Genomic DNA, 14,390 nt, shown 5'->3' on the forward strand with positions numbered 1-14,390 from the left:
GCGGGGTCCTTTTAAGGGAGTGATGGAAGGGCTGAGCGCGCAATCTCCCCCCTCGAGGGGGGAGATCGGCAGTTTGAACTACGCCTCACTGTCGAACACCGGCGTGAACGCGCGGATGGTGCACGGTGTCGGGTTGGTATGGCGGATTCTCACCCGCCCCTGCCCTTCCCAACTATCGTCGATCGGCACTTCCACATTCCCGGTGAACAGGTTGGCCGAACTGTCAGGGGTCACGACAGAGGGAATACGAACCGGCTCCCACCGCCCACGCTGCATGGAAGTAATCTCCAGCCCGGTCGTATCCGTCTCGAACAGCGACAGAATGACCTTGGCGACTTTCTTGCGCCGCCCAACGATCGAGCCATCCCTGCCGCCGACATCGAGTTCCAGCGTGTCGGCGCCCGCCTCATACGGCAGGCCCACCTGCCATTTGGCGGCAGTCGCACCACCAGGCAAGGAAACCGCCCCAGTAGCCACGACAAGGCCCTTGTAGACCACGCCATCCGCCAGGGCATCGACCGTCTCGCCGTTGAGATGATCGAGCCCTGTGACCGTTCCTGTAGCCACACCGCTGTAGGTCAGACCGCTATCGACCTCAAATGCGTCGGCAATCTCGCCATATTCGAACGGCGCCGACTTGATTTCGATAGTACGCCTGGTGGCGCCGCCGATGGTGCGCTTGACGATCAGCCACAGATCGTCATTGCCGTCCTGCCCCGGCGTCACCACGGCGCTCTCGACCACTCCCCATGCTGAATCTGAGAACGCGGAACTGGAGAAATACCCGGCGATGCGATGCCGGTGCATGCCGCGGACTTCCTGCGAAGGCTGGTGCGTGTATCCCCCCAACTCGCCATTATCGAGCGGGAACCACAGCAGCGGGTCGGGATCGGTCTGGAATGCCAGTTCGACGACACCCTGCTTCGGGATATGCTCGGAAACCTGCCCGACATCCTCCGAGGTGAATTTGCCGGTCGCGCTCTGGGTCAGTTCTGCAATCGATTTGCGCGACCTGGTGACGAACAGGAACGATTGCCCGGCATCGACAGGGCGCAGCGGCGCGCAGCCAAAGGTGCGGGAGCGGCGGTTCTTGAACGATGACGGCGTCAGCGCTTCGTCGATGCCCGAGCCCGACAGCGCCCGGATTCCGCCAAGGGTGCCAATGATCAGCGCCCCGTCGGATTCCGCAATCCAGGTGATATCGTTGGCCTGGCCGCCGCCGGCCTGGACGAATTCAAGCGCGTCGTCGTCCTTTTCGCCGGTGGCGAAATTCTCGAAATCGCCGGTTGCCGAGGCATAGACGGAAAATTTTCGGCTGAAGGCCAGGCGCTCCTCGTACAGCGAACCGCTCTGGACATATTTGCCGGGAACGAAGGTGCCGAGGCGCCAGCGGGCGATCGGGCTGAGATTGGGCAGCGCATGCCCATACAGCCTGACCTTGACCACGGTCGCGCTGCTGCGGCTGGTGATGCGCGCCCAGCGCCAGACGGCGTCCGAGCCGAGCAAGCGAATGGTCCGGCCGACATCGCTGGTCTGGAAGCCGGTGCCGTCATTGATGCCGACGATCGAGGATGCCGTGAGATCGAATGGCGTCTGTGTATCGCCATCCTCGTGCCAGCCCATCTCGGCTATGTCCATGTTGTCGTCGCCTTCGGATCCGTTGAGCACTATCCGATAGGACTGATAGGCGGTCTCGTTCTGGAACTCATAAAACCGCACCTCGCCGCGCGACCAGCCGGTTTCCGCCGTCCGGCTATCAAGCGAGATCCAGTTGGTGCCATCGAAGCCCTGGAAATCCCATGACACCGGTGCTCTGGAGCCGCCGTTCGCCCTAGTCTGTATCCAGTAACCGTCGCACACCTTTGTCGCGGTGCCTGCAAAATCATAGGACACGTCGCCGGTGGTCGTACCGAACGTTATGACTGTCTTGTTGTCACGGTCGAACGCGAGATATGCGGTGCCGGCGCTGGATGCAGCGGTGCCGGTTGGCAGCGTATTGCTGGTCATCGCCGGATGAACGGCGCCTGTCTCGGCCGGCGTCAGCGTGGTCGCGCTTGTGTTGATGTCGTCATAGGGGCCGTCGAGAAAGACGAACTCGGCCAGCGTCCATGCGGTGTGCGCCGTGCGGGTGAGAACCTGCGGCAGGTGGTTTTTGTGGGTGATCCACATCTGGTCGGCGGACTGGACGAATTGCAGGTCGAACAGGTCAGCCTCCAGGTATGGCGTCACCACTTCAACCACCCCGACGCGGGCGCCATAGGCATGGACGCGGATGTAGAGATCGCCGAATTCGAGCGCATAGGCCTGGTCCGCCGAGAAGATGAACGGGATCAGCCGCGTCGCTTTGGAAGAATCCCTCACCTCGGCGCAGAAATAGGTGCCGCCGCGCTTCCGGATGCCACCATGGGGAAGCGTCAAAAAGTTTTCGCAGCGGGAGAGCGCGGCCCTGTATAGGTCGAGCGAGGCGCGAGCGTGCAATCGCGGTGAGATTTCGCCACGGACGAAGGTGTCCTGGATGGGATAGAGCATCGTCATCAGGCGCGCCGGAACCGGTTGTCGCCGCGCTGGACCGCCCAGGACGACGTTGAAAACCTGCCGCCACGTTGGATGGCGTTGGCGTGGAACGCCGCGTCCAGCGCCACGCTATAGGCACCGCGGGCGATGTCGATCATGCCCGCCTTGTGGGTCAGCGGATGCGCGATCTTGACGGCAAGCGCTGCAACCAGCACTTCGGTGAACGTCGCGTCCCAGTCGTTCGGATCGGTGAGGTTGGCGATATAGCGGATGATCAGCGGGCTCGATTGGTCGGAATAGATCAAGCCGGCTTCCTGGCGCCACGCGATCGGCACGCCATCCGGCTCGCCATTGTGGGTCAGCGGCAAAGGCCGCAGGCAATCCACGGGCAATTCATAGGCAAAGTTCAGCGTGCCCGCGCCACTGCCGGTATCGGACCCGGCGACGGCGGCCGCCAGGATTGCGAACACCCAGGCATGTTTCATCAGCTCCGCCTCGCGGGTCAGGTCGAAATGCAGGTTGAGCAGGCGGGCCGGTTTGACATCCTGATCAAGGCTGTCGACCGGCGCCTCGTCGAGGACGCCAAGCGCCATGTTGGCAATGTCGAGCGGGGTGACGGCCATGGTTTTAGGCCTCCGTCTGTTTGGATCGGGAAAAGCAGGCATGGTGGGGTGGATTGTGGGGAAGGTCGCGTTCCATCGCGCCCCCTCTGCCCTGCCGGGCATCTCCCCCACGAGGGCGGAGATTGGATGTCGCGTTGGCTTTCGCCAATCGCCAATGTTGAAGAAAGGGCGTTGTCGGTGAAGCTGCCGATCTCCCCACGAGGGGGAAATTGGATGTCGCGTTGGCTTTCGCCAATCGCCAACGTTGAAGAAAGGGCGTTGTCGGTGAAGCTGCCGATCTCCCCCCAAGTGGGGGAGATGTCCGGCAGGACAGAGGGGGGCGCGACGGACGCGACCGCTGGAAAACTGGTGGGCGTTCCCAACATCGCCGCGCAACGCGGCGATGACATCCTGCGGCGTCAGCCGAAGTGTGCGCTCGCCGGCCGCCCGCGCGACTTGGCAAAGGCGCTTGCTGGCAATTTTTCGGCAGCTCTCGCCATCGCCAAACCCCGCTCAAGCGCATCCTCGAGGCTTGTCGTGTAGTAGGCGGTGTTTTCCAGGCCGCTGAAGAAGTTGATGCGGTGAAGCTCGCCCTTTTTGCTTATGACAATGCCGGCTTTTCGAAGCACATCCTGAACTGCCTTGTAGGTCATATCCATGGTTACCCTCCATTGCAAAGACAAGGCAGCATCGCCCGCTTGTGTAACCGTTTGGTGGCGGCGATTGATCAATGTGCAACAACAACAATTCTGGGGCAGCACAGCGCGTGAATTGGGATTAGCCACATCGGCCGACCTGGCGCCCAGAAGAGCGGGACTCTGACGCCCCGCCCTCGCCTTGCTTCATCAGGCCTCGGTCGTCTTCAGCGCAATGAACGTCATGTGCTTGACGCTCGACGCCGTGCGGTCCCAGTTCGCCGCCAGCGCCAACTCGGCATCGGTGGCGAATTCGCCGGCCGTCGACGCGTCGAGGAAGCGGGTGCCGGGCACATGCGGGACGAAATGCCGGCGGGCGACCATTTCGGTGACGCCGCCGCCATGGCCCTGGCGCGGCTTGCGGTCGAACTCCAGCGGCCCGCCCTCGGTATTGACCGGCAGCTCGTTCCACAGGATTGCCTTGTCCTTGAACATGAACGCCGTGTAGACGCCCGCGGCGACCGGGATGTCGTCGTCGATGACGGCCCGCAGCCCCATATAATAGGGGATCAGCGGCCCGCCCTGCTCGGACGGCGGCACATAGTCGATGAGGTCGGCGAGCTTCAGCGCCTTCATCTGCTTGGAATGCATCCAGATCGTCTTGAACTTGTCGGCGCGGTCGCCCATCAGATAGGCGGCCTCGATGATGTCGGTGTCGACGATGGAGGCGCCGGTGATGCGGACGAGGTCGCCGGCATCATTGGCGAGGTTGTCGGCCACCACCCCTTTCAGGATGCCGAGCAGCGTCAGCTTGTTGGCGCGCTGCCAGTAGTCGGTCTGGCGGCGCACGATCAGCTTCTGCGGGTCGTCGCCGGCCAGGATCGAGGTCAGGTCCGGAATGCCCCACGCCTGGGCGCGGACATTGCGGGCGGCGACCTCGCGGCGCGCGCCGATCTTCTTCATCTCGATCGAGTCGGCCGGATCGTCGTTGACCGGCTCGGACGGATCGTTGCCGAGATCCTTCCAGCCTGGCATGTCGACGGAACGCCCGCCCATGGAGAGCTTCGAGGCGATGGCCGGGTCGGAAAACAGGATCCCGGCCTGGTAGATCTCGAGCGACTGGACGTGCTCCTCGAACGAGTATTGCGCATAGACGGACGGAACGATCGCGTCCGCGATGCGGGTATAGGCGTCTGCCATTTTTTTCTTTCCTTCAGTTTGATTGACGGCTGCGCCCCCTCAGGCCGGATGAGGGGGCATCCGGATGCGGTTGCCCTATTTCAAAGGGGGTTGTTCGGTATCCATAGATCGGGGTTTTCGCCGGCCTCGCGTGCCAGCCGCCGGGCGCGAACGGGGTCGCTTCTGACGAGGGCCGAGATATCGGTCAGGTTGCGTTCGCCGGCGGCGTTGCGCTTGAACGGATTGCCTCCGCTCAAGGCCGCGCCGCCGTCGATCGTGTCTTCCCTGAACATCGCCTCGCCGACCGCGTGGAACGCCTTGGCGATCTGCGGATCGGTCAAGGCGCCGTCAGGCAGGAGGATGCCCTTCGCCTTGTAGGCATCGACCAGCCCGAGCTTCTTCATCGCCCGGTTGGCGACCTCCAATCTCCTACGAAAGCCGTCGCTGTCGGTCGGTCCCCAGTCCCGGACCAGGTCGTCGTGAGTGGCCTCGACCGAACGGGCAAGGGCGATCTGCTGCGCCTTGGCCTGTTCGGCCATGTAGCCGACGAAGCGGTCGTGATAGGCCTGCGCCACCTTCGGCGTGGCGCCGGCCTCGACCGCCCACGCCTTGGACGCGTTGGCGAGCTCGTCCGAATAGGCGAAGTTTTCGGGGAGCCCGTCGGGGCGCCTGTACTCGACCTTGTCGGGCGATGTCAGCGGGCGCATCGCCTCAGGCAGCCGGGCATGGAACCTGTCCCAGTCTTCCGCCGCTGCGTCCGCTGCCGGAATGCGCAGGCTTTCGCCCTGCTGCCGTTCCAACTCGGCATAGGATGTGAGAACCCGGTCGAGGCTTTCAGGCTTGGTCCAGCCCTTGGTTTCAGCGAGCTTGCGGTTGCCTTCGGAGAGACCGTCAAACCAGCTCTTGCCGGCCGGCGGGGCGGACCCGTTGTCCCCGGCGGCCGGTGGCCCTGCAAGGTTGCCCGCCGGTGGCGACGCCACCACGGACCCGGCGTCTGCCAGATCTGTCATGAGAAAGATTCCTTCTTGTTGTTTGCAAATGGAAACGAGCACTGGCCAGTTCAGCCGGGCGTGTTATTGGATTGTTGGGGGATCGGCTGGACCCGGCGGAATCGTTGCGGCCGCAGCCTGATTCTTTTCGACAGAACCTGGCCCTATCGTCTTGTTCGAATACGATCTTTCAGAACCGGAGGCACGCACCGTCAAGACGAAAGAAACCATGTCGCATTTCGTGACAAGCGGTGCCGCGGTTCCGCCGCAATGCAACCGCACTTGGCAAACACTTGGCAAAACCAGCCAGTGTATTAGTTCATAGGCTTCAACGGAGTATCAGACGATGACCATGTACAAAGCCATTGCCGCCCTGCTTGTGACTGCCGCGCTGGCAGGATGTGCACAGACCGAAGGCCAGCAAAGAGCCACCACGGGGGCCCTGGTCGGCGGCGCTGGCGGCGCTCTCGTCGGTCAGGCCCTGGGCCGCGACACCAAGAGCACGGTCATCGGCGCAGCCAGCGGCGCCCTGCTGGGGGCGGTCGTCGGCAGCGCGACGACGCCACAGCGGCGCGGCGAACAGCTTTGCCGCTATCAGGACCGCTACGGCCGCATCTACACCGCCCGTTGCGACGACCGCTACTACCGCGGCGATTATTGATAGCCCGTTCTCCCCGTCACTATACGGGGAGAAGGTCCCGGCAGGGGGATGAGGGGCAGCGCAGAATTCTGAGATGCTGGCGCCGCCCCTCACCTGCCTGCCGGCATCCTCTCCCCGTAGAACGGGGAGAGGGGCGCAGTTTCAGCGTCGGCGCAGTCTACCCGATGGTTTTGATCCTTACCCTCAGCGCGTTTAGACGCTATCGTCTGCTATCCAAAGGGGGCGACGATGCGATTTTTGATGACTTCGCTGCTGGTTGTTTGTTCAGTTTCCGCACACGCCAGACAGGCTGTCAGTGTTGAGCGGATCGGCGATTGCCTGGTCTTGCCGGTGGCCGCTGTAGACAATCACGTCAAAGCCACTTTCGAGGTGACGTTGAACAAGGTCGGCAAGGTCAAGTCGGTTACCGTTGTATCTTATGATCCACATTCGGAGGCGGCGGCGGAAGCCGCCCAGCAACTTTTGAAATCGGTCCAGAAGTGTTGGCCGCCAGGTGTCAAAACCAGCCCGATGCGGATCACCGTAGATTTGAGCAAGACTTAACCATAAGGCAGTTTCATCACCCTACCGCCCCTCCAGCCGCGCCGCCTTCTCCAGCGCCGCCAGTTGCGCTTCGTCCAGTGTCAAAAACCCCATGATGTGCTGCACCACTTCGGCGCGCGCGTTGCTCAGCGCGCTGTGCAGTTCGAAGCCGTTCGGCGTCCTGGTCTTGGCCATCCACTCGCCATAGGACGGGCGGCGGTAATAGCCGGTCGCCGCCGTCAGGTCGGCCAGCACCATCTCGCCGTCCTGGCCTGAGAACACCCTGAGATAGGCCCTGGTCAGCGCATCCTGCGCCTTGGCCGGGCCGCCGGCCTGGCGCGAATGGGCGAAGCGTTTGCCGCTCATGCGCCGCCCTCGCCGCCCTGCGGCATCAGCCCGCTGAGACTGTCGAGCAGGCCGCTGTCGCGCGCCTGGACCGCCGCCGGCACCGCATCCCTGGCAACCTTGCCGGCGGCGGCGATCGCCGCCATGCCGGCCTGCGCTTGTTGCGCCCTGGCTCGGGCATCGCGAATATCAGCCACCTCGTCCTGGCGGCGAAAGATGCGCTGCGGGCTGCGGCCGGCGCTCTGCACGATTTTTAGCGCCTCGTCGCCGTCGATATTGTCCATGACGCCGGGGTCGAACTGCGCCATCTGCATGGCCGTGGTCACCACCTGGATGGTGTCGCGCGCCTCGGCCGAGCGGCGCAGCACGTCGAGCGGGCCGGTGAAGGTCGGCCGCACCGCCTTGCCGGCAAGGCTCGCCGGCGGCAGGAAGCGGCTGTCTTCCTCATACAATCCCTTGTCCTCGAGGATACCGAGCTCGCGGTCGAGATTGGCGGCAAAGCCGGCCTGGATGATCGAGCCGGAGGGCCCGAGCAGCGCGCCCTTCTCCTCCTGCCGGATCAAGGCTTCGGTGGCCGTCATCTGCGGGTTCTGCACAAGCGTCTGGAACAGGTTGACGAACATCATGTCGCGGATCTCCTCGGCCCGGCTTTCCGCGTAGCCGAATGCATGGGTCGGGTTCTGGCCCACAGCGATCGGCGCAATCAGCGGCCGGCCATTGTCGTCGATCAGGCCGGGATAGTTCTCGCCGGGATTGAGCACCGGCACATAGTCGAGCCGCGCTTTCGACGCGGTCGCCGGATCGGTGATCTGCTGCAGCGCCCTGAGGCCCGAGCGGCGCACGGCATTTTCCTCGCGCACCGTGGTCAGCGCCTCGATGGTCGGCGAGATGCCATAGGGGTCGCCCTCATGGCGGCGCCAGTTGAAGCAGGACACTGGGAAGGAGCGGAAACCGCTCTCCCTGACGATGACCTCCTCGTCCTCGACGACGTGATAGGAGGCGAAGGCCGTGTCGAGATACTGGTAGGTGCCGGAGAGCCGGTACATCTTGCGCTCGTCGCGCGGCTGGATGCACTGGATCAGCGAGATCCTGGTCTCGCATTTGGCCGGGTCGTCGACCAGCATCTTGATCCGCGCCGGCAGCTTGTCATAGCCGAGCAGCTGCGCCGCCTGCCGTGCCGTGCGCTCATAGCGGCGGTGGAAAATGTCGACCTGGCCCCAGCGGTTGCGGCAGAGATAGCCCTCGACCACCGGGATCGAGGCATAGCGGATCAGCGTGCCGCCAAAGCCCTCCTCGGCGTAGAGATAGGCTGGGCCATAGCGCACGACGTTGCGCAGGCAGGCCTGCGTCGCCGGCACGAAATTCGAATTGGCCGAATAGCGCAGCGCAAACAGGAAATCGCGAAGCGCCTCCGCCCATTCCTTCTCCTCCTCGCTCTCCTCGTCATTCACGGCGGCGGTCGACAGCCCGTGCCATTTCTCCGACTGCGGAATGATCAGGCTTTCCAGCCCCGCAGCCAGCCGGTTGGCGGCCGAGTTGATGGTGTTGGCGTAGACACGGGCGCCGCGCCGCTGCTGCCGCTCGGCCTGCGGTTCCGCGCCCCGGCGCCCACTCCAGACATCGGGCGCGTCGGGGTCGCAGAATTCCGACACCGCCTCCCAGACAGCCTCATACTGGCTGCGCTCGCTCTCCAGTTCCGCCTGTCGCGACAGGATATCGTGGGCACGGGAATCGCTCGCCATGGCATTTCCTTGTTCTGATGTATCAGCTTGTTCGAAGCCCAGATATTGCCAAGGCCAGGTCGAATTTTGTTCGCTTTTGCGATGTTCAAGGGGCGCGGGGCGGCGACTCAAGGAGATCGATTTGATAATGACGGAAAGCCTACCCGGCGCCCTGAAGCGGCGAAGCAAGCAGGTTGCAAAGCGGCTGATCGGCTACGATTCCCGCAACTGGCTGCGCATCAGGCAGATCGAGGCGTTCACCGCGTTTCTTGAGGCCGACGGCCGCAAATCCTCAGACGTGATCGAGATCTCGCCCGGCTGGAACCGCCACTGGAAGACGATCTGCTCGAACTACACCTCCGTCGATTTCCCTGATTTCGACATCTGCAAGGACCGCACCGACCGGCAATATTCCGTCGTCATCGCCGACCAGGTGCTGGAGCATGTGCAGCGCCCGTTTGCCGCGGCACAGAATATCCACGCCATGACCCGGCCGGGCGGCTGGGCGATGGTGGCGACGCCGTTCCTGTTCAGGGTGCATGCCAGGCCGCACGACTACAACCGCTGGACCGCCGCCGGCCTCAAGCAGGTCCTGGTCGAGGGCGGCTTCCCCCAGGCAAACATTGAAGTGTTCAGCTGGGGCAACAAAGCCTGCGCAAAAGCCCATATCGGCGGCCCGGTGCGCGCCTACGGCCTATGGCGCGACCTCAGCAACGACGAGGAATATCCGCTGATGGTCTGGGCCTTCGCGCGCAAGCCGGGGCGAGAGCGCGCAGAGTTCGACGTCGGTGCTTGAACACCCCCCTCTGGCCTGCCGGCCATCTCCCCCTCAAGGGGGGAGATTGGCAGCTTCGGCGTTTCGCCAGCCTTCCAGCGTTGGTGGTTGGCGAAAGCTGAGGTGACATCCAATCTCCTCCCTTGAGGGGGAGATGTCCGGCAGGACAGAGGGGGGTGCTGCTAGACGCTACCCTCCTCCCCACATCAAATCCCCAGCAGCACGCGGCGCTGGCCGCTGAGTTCGCTCGGCGACAAATCGGTCTTGACCGTGCCGGCGGTGCCCTGGCGCTGCTCGAGCTCAGCCCGGAGCGCTGCTTCGCGCGCCTGCACGTCCTTGTCGGCAATGGTCGGTGTCGGTGGCAGCGGCTTCAGCGCCGGCGGCTTTTGAAAAAGGCACATGGTTCCAGCTTTCTCCAAAGTAAGACGACCCAAAGTCAGACGACCCAAAGTCAGACGACCTCGTCCAGTCGTAGAGCAAAAAATCCTCGCCGTTCTTGCCGTAGCCCGGCAGGCGGCAGCGTTGCGTGGCGCCAAGCCGGGCCAGCCAGCGCAGCGCCAATTCATTGCTGGCCAGCGCCCGCGCCTCGACCCGCCAGGCGCCGTGCGCGGCAACCTGCGGACCGAGCACGGCGTGAAAGAACGCCGTGATCCCAGGCACGCAGCGCCTCATGCGGCGCGTGCCCCAGCTCCAGGCGATCCATAAGCCGCCGCGCTGCTCGGCGGCGCCAAAGCCGACCTCCGGATTGCCGTTCAGCTCGGCGACATAGGCAAACCCCTGCAGCGCCGTCAGCGCCAGCAGCGCCGGCGACCATTCGTCGAACTGGCAGTCGATCTCCGTCCGGTCCTCGGGCCGCAGGTTGGCGGCGATGTAGGAGAGGTCGCGCAGCGTAGCGCTGACAATGCGAACGGTCAGCGCCCTCACCGGAACGCCCCCAGCGGATCGCTCTGCCCTGGCTTTCGCCGTGCCGTCTTGAACTCGGCCGGGTCGACCACCGCTTCCCTCAGCATCATCACACCATAGCGTGTCGCCGCCATCAGGTCGTCGCGCAGCTTCACCACCTGGCCGTCTTTGCGATGGTAGAGCCGAAACTCCTCGAACCAGGGCAGAAGCGTCGAGAACACCTTGAAGCGGCCGCTCTGCATGCGGTCGAGCATCTCCATCAGCCCGGCCTCGACCGACACCGAACCGTCGGCGAACTGCGCATGGCTGGAAAGCATGTTCAGACCATGCGCGCCATATTGCCGGGCAAGTGCCACGCCCGCACCTTCCAGCGTCTCGCGGCGGCCGTCGCGCGGCCACGCCCAGGGCAGCCGTTCGCCCCACGGTTTCAGGGTCAGCGCCTGCATGGCCGGCGTTTGCTGCGAGGCGCGGCAGGCTTTTGCGACATAGACGACGTCGGCCTCCGTATCCCAGGCGAGCTCGACAGCAGCGGAAGGGTGATCCCAGCCGAAATCCAGCGCCCCGAGCCGCGGCCAGTAGCGCGGCAGCCGGAACGGCTCGCAGGCAATCAGCTCCTCCGCCACCGGAAAGATGCGGCCGGAACCCAGCACCGGAATGCCCCTCGCCCGCGCCTCGCGCTCATGCGCCGGATAGGCCGATACGATCGCGGCGCGCTGCTGCGGCGTGTAGTGCTCGGCATCGTCGATGGTCATGAAGGTGACGTGGCGGGTCATTTCTTCGCCCTCGCACTTGAATCATGTTGGCAGGCGCCGGACGTATGGTGTTGTTTGGGCGTGACTTTCCGAGCTAGCGCCGCACCGCCCCTCATTGCCCTGCCGGGCATTTCTCCCCGTAAACGGGGAGAAAGAAGCCGCCATCGTCGGTTTCGCCAATTGCCAACGTTGCGGAAAGAGCGCCGAGGCCGCGGCCAGCCCCTTCTCCCCGTCACTATACGGGGAGAAGATGCCGGCAGGCAGATGAGGGGCAGCGCGAGGTAGGAAGGACGTCTTCGGATTTTGCTCGAAAAGACCCACTCTTCCTGAACTTGCCCCCTCACCCCATTCCCTCCACCGCTTCCGCCGACAGAAACAACAGCACCACATCCGACATGCCGAGCAGCGGCGTAAAAGTGACGATGGTGATGCCGCCTGTCGCGTTGGTGCGGGTCAGGCCTTCGGAATAGATGTCGAGCGGTGGTTCCTCGTCGAACCAGACGCCGTGCAGCGTTTCGCCCTGCCACTTTTCGCGGCCCTTCTCAAAACTCTTGAACGACAGCACCGATTCATCGGCCTGCACATCGCCGCCGCCGCCATGGCGCACGACGACGCTGTCCAGCCCATGCGGCGCGCCGCGCCCCATGATGGTGCTGACAATGGCGTCGGCCGGGATCATGCCGGTGCCCCACGCCGCCGGCTGCTGCGGCGGGCCGATCAAAATGCGCTGCGGGTTGTCGCGCGTGCCCTCGGCGGTGACGCCCGCCGCCCACAGCCGCACGGCCGTGTCAAAAACCTTGCCTTGCCACCACTCGGGATAGCGGCCGGTGAGGTGCATCGCCCATTCGGCGCCGCCGGCCCTTGTCTTGCCGAGCTGGTTGCCGGCCATGAACAGGCGTTCTCGGTTGGCAGCACCGGCCGCATGGAACTCGGCCTGTCGCGGGTAAGGCCGGTAGGCGGCAAGCTGGTTAGTGCGCCGCCTCCGGTCCAATTCCCTGAGCAGGCTCAGATACTCGGTCTTCGCCGTCGCGGCCCGGCTTTGCGAGGCCCGGTCTTGCGACGCCAGACTTTTCGAGAAACGGCCGCAGGACGGCTTCGAGGCCGCGGATGCGCTGCCTGATTTCGTCATCGCTCAGTGCTTCCAGACTGTTGATGTTGAGATGCAGATCCTTGGGCAGCACCGACAGCACGATCTTCAGATACTGATCGGGCTTTTCGGTACGAACCTCGGCGATGACACCGGCGCCATGCGCCCGGAAATCGGCGCGGATGGCTTCCAGAAAACCATCGGCCAGCGTTTTTTTCGCCCGTTTCGGCCGGCCGGAAGGCTTGGGTTCGGCCACATCAGCCGGTTCGTCGTCGAAAGGATTCTCGGCCATGGCCTACCGCGATGCTGGTGATTAGCGAAAGCCGAGGTGACATCCGATCGCCCCCAAGTGGGGGAGATGTCCGGCAGGACAGAGGGGGGCGCTGTCCCGCCGACATTTGATATCGGCAACACAGGCACGAACTTGTGAGAAGGCTTGAATTAAAAAAACCCGCCTCGGTGGGCGGGTCGTTGGCGCAAATCAGCACCATGACTATATTCCTAGCATAGCTGCCGTCACAAAGCAAGCGAAATCTCGCGGGCCGGCCTAAAATTCGGCTGCGCGCCGCGCTATGCTGAAGCTGTCCGGATCGGAACCGGCGCTCGCGCGTTTGCAATTTGCCAATGGGAGCAAAGCCATGAATGTCGCCAATCTGCAACTCGAGGGCCTGCTGATGGCCGTCGCATCGATCAATCAGGTCCTTGTCCGCAAGGGCGTGCTGACGGTCGAAGAGATAGACATCGCCTTGCGCAAGGCCGAAGCCAGCGAGACCAGCGAGGAGCGCTCAGAAGGCATGTCGGCGTCGAGCCGCGATGCCGTCAACTTTCCGATCCGGCTGCTGGAGCTGGCGAACCAGTGTCAGCCGGAGGCGGACATGCCGTCCTTCTCCAAACTGGCGCGCATGGTCGGCCAGATGAAGGAACCCTACAACGACCAGATGTGACGTCGCGATCGCCTCGCCGTATCGGAACGCCGCTTGCCAGCCGAGCTACGATCACCTGGCCAGTGCAGCCTTCCAGGTCAGCACACGGCCCGGCCCATGCACGGCGGCAAACAGCAGCCCGGCCAGGAAGGTAAAATGATCGACGAAAAAGCCGAACTCGGCCTGGTTTCCGGCCCAGTGCGACGGCCCGTGGAAGGCAAAGGCGAGGAACAGCACATAGGCGCCGGCGACAAGAGCGGCCTGCGAGAACAAGGCGCCGGTCAGGAAGCACAGCACGAGGACGACTTCGAGCACGGCCGCGCACCAGGCCAGAAACAGCGGGAACGGAAATCCGGCGGCGGCGATGTAGCCCGCGGTGGCGCCCATGTCGATGAATTTGAAGGTCACCGCCATGAGGAAGACGGCTGCGAAGATCAAGCGGCCAGTCAGGATTGCCGCGGTCTGCCACGGCGGTTGAGCCGGTGATTGGGTGGTTTCCGATGACATGCCGTCCTCCAGGGTTGCGACCGATTTCGCCCCAAGGACGTTGCACCAGCCGCAAACCCGACATCATCCCCCGAGAATACTGGCTGAGACAGCGCAAGCAGCCAGGCCGCTGCAGGACTGGGTTCCTCTCCCCCACCGAAGTGGGGGGAGAGGTGGCGCGGCGAAGCCGCGACGGAGAGGGGGACAGCGCCTGCAAAGAAAAGGCCCCTCTCCGGGCCCGTGGGGGCCCCCCCCGCCCCCCCGCCGCGGCGGGGCGGGGCCCCCCCCCGGGCGGA

Annotated in this window: 16 protein-coding genes; 4 read left to right on the forward strand and 12 right to left on the reverse strand. The window is 64.1% G+C overall.

Translation table 11 applies throughout. From position 1 onward, the window contains the following. Positions 1 to 78 precede the first annotated feature (78 nt). From AC0L3D_RS31560 to AC0L3D_RS31580, 5 genes are all read right to left on the reverse strand, one after another. On the reverse strand, positions 79 to 2,535 hold the full coding sequence (locus tag AC0L3D_RS31560; protein ID WP_473535997.1) for a phage tail protein: 2,457 nt from the start codon (positions 2,533 to 2,535) through the stop codon (positions 79 to 81). Further along, the gene (locus tag AC0L3D_RS31565; protein WP_287229456.1) at positions 2,535 to 3,137 is read right to left on the reverse strand and encodes a phage connector family protein; all 603 of its coding nucleotides are present in this window, start codon (positions 3,135 to 3,137) and stop codon (positions 2,535 to 2,537) included. Before AC0L3D_RS31565 ends, AC0L3D_RS31560 begins: the two co-directional genes overlap by 1 nt. Before the next feature lie 398 nt (positions 3,138 to 3,535). Further along, positions 3,536 to 3,847, reverse strand: a complete 312-nt coding sequence (locus AC0L3D_RS31570) for a hypothetical protein (protein ID WP_287180444.1) — start codon at positions 3,845 to 3,847, stop codon at positions 3,536 to 3,538. A gap of 114 nt (positions 3,848 to 3,961) precedes the next feature. Beyond that, positions 3,962 to 4,951, reverse strand: coding sequence for a Coat protein (locus tag AC0L3D_RS31575; RefSeq protein ID WP_128175013.1), 990 nt, complete (start codon positions 4,949 to 4,951; stop codon positions 3,962 to 3,964). Between the two features lie 80 nt (positions 4,952 to 5,031). Further along, positions 5,032 to 5,940 carry a hypothetical protein gene (locus tag AC0L3D_RS31580; RefSeq protein WP_287229460.1) on the reverse strand — a complete coding sequence of 303 codons (909 nt, stop codon included), beginning with the start codon at positions 5,938 to 5,940 and terminating at the stop codon, positions 5,032 to 5,034. Positions 5,941 to 6,265: 325 nt separating this feature from the next. Between AC0L3D_RS31580 and AC0L3D_RS31585 the strand changes: the two genes are divergently transcribed. Both AC0L3D_RS31585 and AC0L3D_RS31590 read left to right on the forward strand, forming a co-directional pair. Continuing rightward, on the forward strand, positions 6,266 to 6,580 hold the full coding sequence (locus AC0L3D_RS31585) for a YMGG-like glycine zipper-containing protein (protein ID WP_027154393.1): 315 nt from the start codon (positions 6,266 to 6,268) through the stop codon (positions 6,578 to 6,580). A gap of 240 nt (positions 6,581 to 6,820) precedes the next feature. Continuing rightward, a complete protein-coding gene (locus AC0L3D_RS31590; RefSeq protein WP_128175009.1) occupies positions 6,821 to 7,123 on the forward strand; it encodes a hypothetical protein in 303 nt (100 codons plus the stop codon). A 21-nt stretch (positions 7,124 to 7,144) separates the two neighbouring features. Here AC0L3D_RS31590 and AC0L3D_RS31595 read toward each other — a convergent pair whose 3' ends face one another. Both AC0L3D_RS31595 and AC0L3D_RS31600 read right to left on the reverse strand, forming a co-directional pair. Next, positions 7,145 to 7,468: a Bbp19 family protein gene (locus tag AC0L3D_RS31595; RefSeq protein WP_473616224.1), complete on the reverse strand. Its 324-nt coding sequence runs from the start codon at positions 7,466 to 7,468 to the stop codon at positions 7,145 to 7,147. Next, positions 7,465 to 9,189 carry a portal protein gene (locus tag AC0L3D_RS31600; protein ID WP_287364025.1) on the reverse strand — a complete coding sequence of 575 codons (1,725 nt, stop codon included), beginning with the start codon at positions 9,187 to 9,189 and terminating at the stop codon, positions 7,465 to 7,467. Before AC0L3D_RS31600 ends, AC0L3D_RS31595 begins: the two co-directional genes overlap by 4 nt. A gap of 127 nt (positions 9,190 to 9,316) precedes the next feature. On the opposite strand from AC0L3D_RS31600, the gene AC0L3D_RS31605 reads away from it, so the two are divergent. Continuing rightward, positions 9,317 to 9,964, forward strand: a complete 648-nt coding sequence (locus tag AC0L3D_RS31605; RefSeq protein WP_473646971.1) for a methyltransferase domain-containing protein — start codon at positions 9,317 to 9,319, stop codon at positions 9,962 to 9,964. A gap of 279 nt (positions 9,965 to 10,243) precedes the next feature. Here AC0L3D_RS31605 and AC0L3D_RS31610 read toward each other — a convergent pair whose 3' ends face one another. From AC0L3D_RS31610 to AC0L3D_RS31625, 4 genes are all read right to left on the reverse strand, one after another. Continuing rightward, positions 10,244 to 10,867, reverse strand: coding sequence for a hypothetical protein (locus AC0L3D_RS31610; protein WP_473646972.1), 624 nt, complete (start codon positions 10,865 to 10,867; stop codon positions 10,244 to 10,246). Next, positions 10,864 to 11,619, reverse strand: a complete 756-nt coding sequence (locus AC0L3D_RS31615; RefSeq protein WP_473646974.1) for a phage terminase large subunit family protein — start codon at positions 11,617 to 11,619, stop codon at positions 10,864 to 10,866. The genes AC0L3D_RS31610 and AC0L3D_RS31615 overlap by 4 nt, the downstream gene beginning before the upstream one ends. A 319-nt stretch (positions 11,620 to 11,938) precedes the next feature. Beyond that, positions 11,939 to 12,487 (reverse strand): terminase large subunit domain-containing protein, encoded by a 549-nt coding sequence (locus tag AC0L3D_RS31620; RefSeq protein ID WP_287229471.1) that lies wholly within the window; start codon positions 12,485 to 12,487, stop codon positions 11,939 to 11,941. A gap of 79 nt (positions 12,488 to 12,566) precedes the next feature. Continuing rightward, a complete protein-coding gene (locus tag AC0L3D_RS31625) occupies positions 12,567 to 12,977 on the reverse strand; it encodes a hypothetical protein (protein ID WP_287223958.1) in 411 nt (136 codons plus the stop codon). A gap of 346 nt (positions 12,978 to 13,323) precedes the next feature. Between AC0L3D_RS31625 and AC0L3D_RS31630 the strand changes: the two genes are divergently transcribed. Continuing rightward, the gene (locus AC0L3D_RS31630) at positions 13,324 to 13,629 is read left to right on the forward strand and encodes a hypothetical protein (protein ID WP_023803842.1); all 306 of its coding nucleotides are present in this window, start codon (positions 13,324 to 13,326) and stop codon (positions 13,627 to 13,629) included. 51 nt (positions 13,630 to 13,680) lie between these two features. On the opposite strand, the gene AC0L3D_RS31635 is transcribed toward AC0L3D_RS31630, so the two are convergent. Next, a complete protein-coding gene (locus AC0L3D_RS31635) occupies positions 13,681 to 14,115 on the reverse strand; it encodes a DoxX family protein (RefSeq protein WP_023803843.1) in 435 nt (144 codons plus the stop codon). Positions 14,116 to 14,390 lie beyond the last annotated feature (275 nt).

The organism is Mesorhizobium sp. WSM4837 (assembly GCF_055811435.1).

What these genes read in the sequence shown, in the direction of transcription:
- AC0L3D_RS31560 (WP_473535997.1), bottom strand. Translation starts at nt 2,535, where the DNA reads ATGACGATGCTCTATCCCATCCAGGACACCTTCGTCCGTGGCGAAATC.
- AC0L3D_RS31565 (WP_287229456.1), bottom strand. Translation starts at nt 3,137, where the DNA reads ATGGCCGTCACCCCGCTCGACATTGCCAACATGGCGCTTGGCGTCCTC.
- AC0L3D_RS31575 (WP_128175013.1), bottom strand. Translation starts at nt 4,951, where the DNA reads ATGGCAGACGCCTATACCCGCATCGCGGACGCGATCGTTCCGTCCGTC.
- AC0L3D_RS31580 (WP_287229460.1), bottom strand. Translation starts at nt 5,940, where the DNA reads ATGACAGATCTGGCAGACGCCGGGTCCGTGGTGGCGTCGCCACCGGCG.
- AC0L3D_RS31585 (WP_027154393.1), top strand. Translation starts at nt 6,266, where the DNA reads ATGACCATGTACAAAGCCATTGCCGCCCTGCTTGTGACTGCCGCGCTG.
- AC0L3D_RS31590 (WP_128175009.1), top strand. Translation starts at nt 6,821, where the DNA reads ATGACTTCGCTGCTGGTTGTTTGTTCAGTTTCCGCACACGCCAGACAG.
- AC0L3D_RS31595 (WP_473616224.1), bottom strand. Translation starts at nt 7,468, where the DNA reads ATGAGCGGCAAACGCTTCGCCCATTCGCGCCAGGCCGGCGGCCCGGCC.
- AC0L3D_RS31600 (WP_287364025.1), bottom strand. Translation starts at nt 9,189, where the DNA reads ATGGCGAGCGATTCCCGTGCCCACGATATCCTGTCGCGACAGGCGGAA.
- AC0L3D_RS31605 (WP_473646971.1), top strand. Translation starts at nt 9,317, where the DNA reads ATGACGGAAAGCCTACCCGGCGCCCTGAAGCGGCGAAGCAAGCAGGTT.
- AC0L3D_RS31615 (WP_473646974.1), bottom strand. Translation starts at nt 11,619, where the DNA reads ATGACCCGCCACGTCACCTTCATGACCATCGACGATGCCGAGCACTAC.
- AC0L3D_RS31620 (WP_287229471.1), bottom strand. Translation starts at nt 12,487, where the DNA reads ATGGCCGGCAACCAGCTCGGCAAGACAAGGGCCGGCGGCGCCGAATGG.
- AC0L3D_RS31625 (WP_287223958.1), bottom strand. Translation starts at nt 12,977, where the DNA reads ATGGCCGAGAATCCTTTCGACGACGAACCGGCTGATGTGGCCGAACCC.
- AC0L3D_RS31630 (WP_023803842.1), top strand. Translation starts at nt 13,324, where the DNA reads ATGAATGTCGCCAATCTGCAACTCGAGGGCCTGCTGATGGCCGTCGCA.
- AC0L3D_RS31635 (WP_023803843.1), bottom strand. Translation starts at nt 14,115, where the DNA reads ATGTCATCGGAAACCACCCAATCACCGGCTCAACCGCCGTGGCAGACC.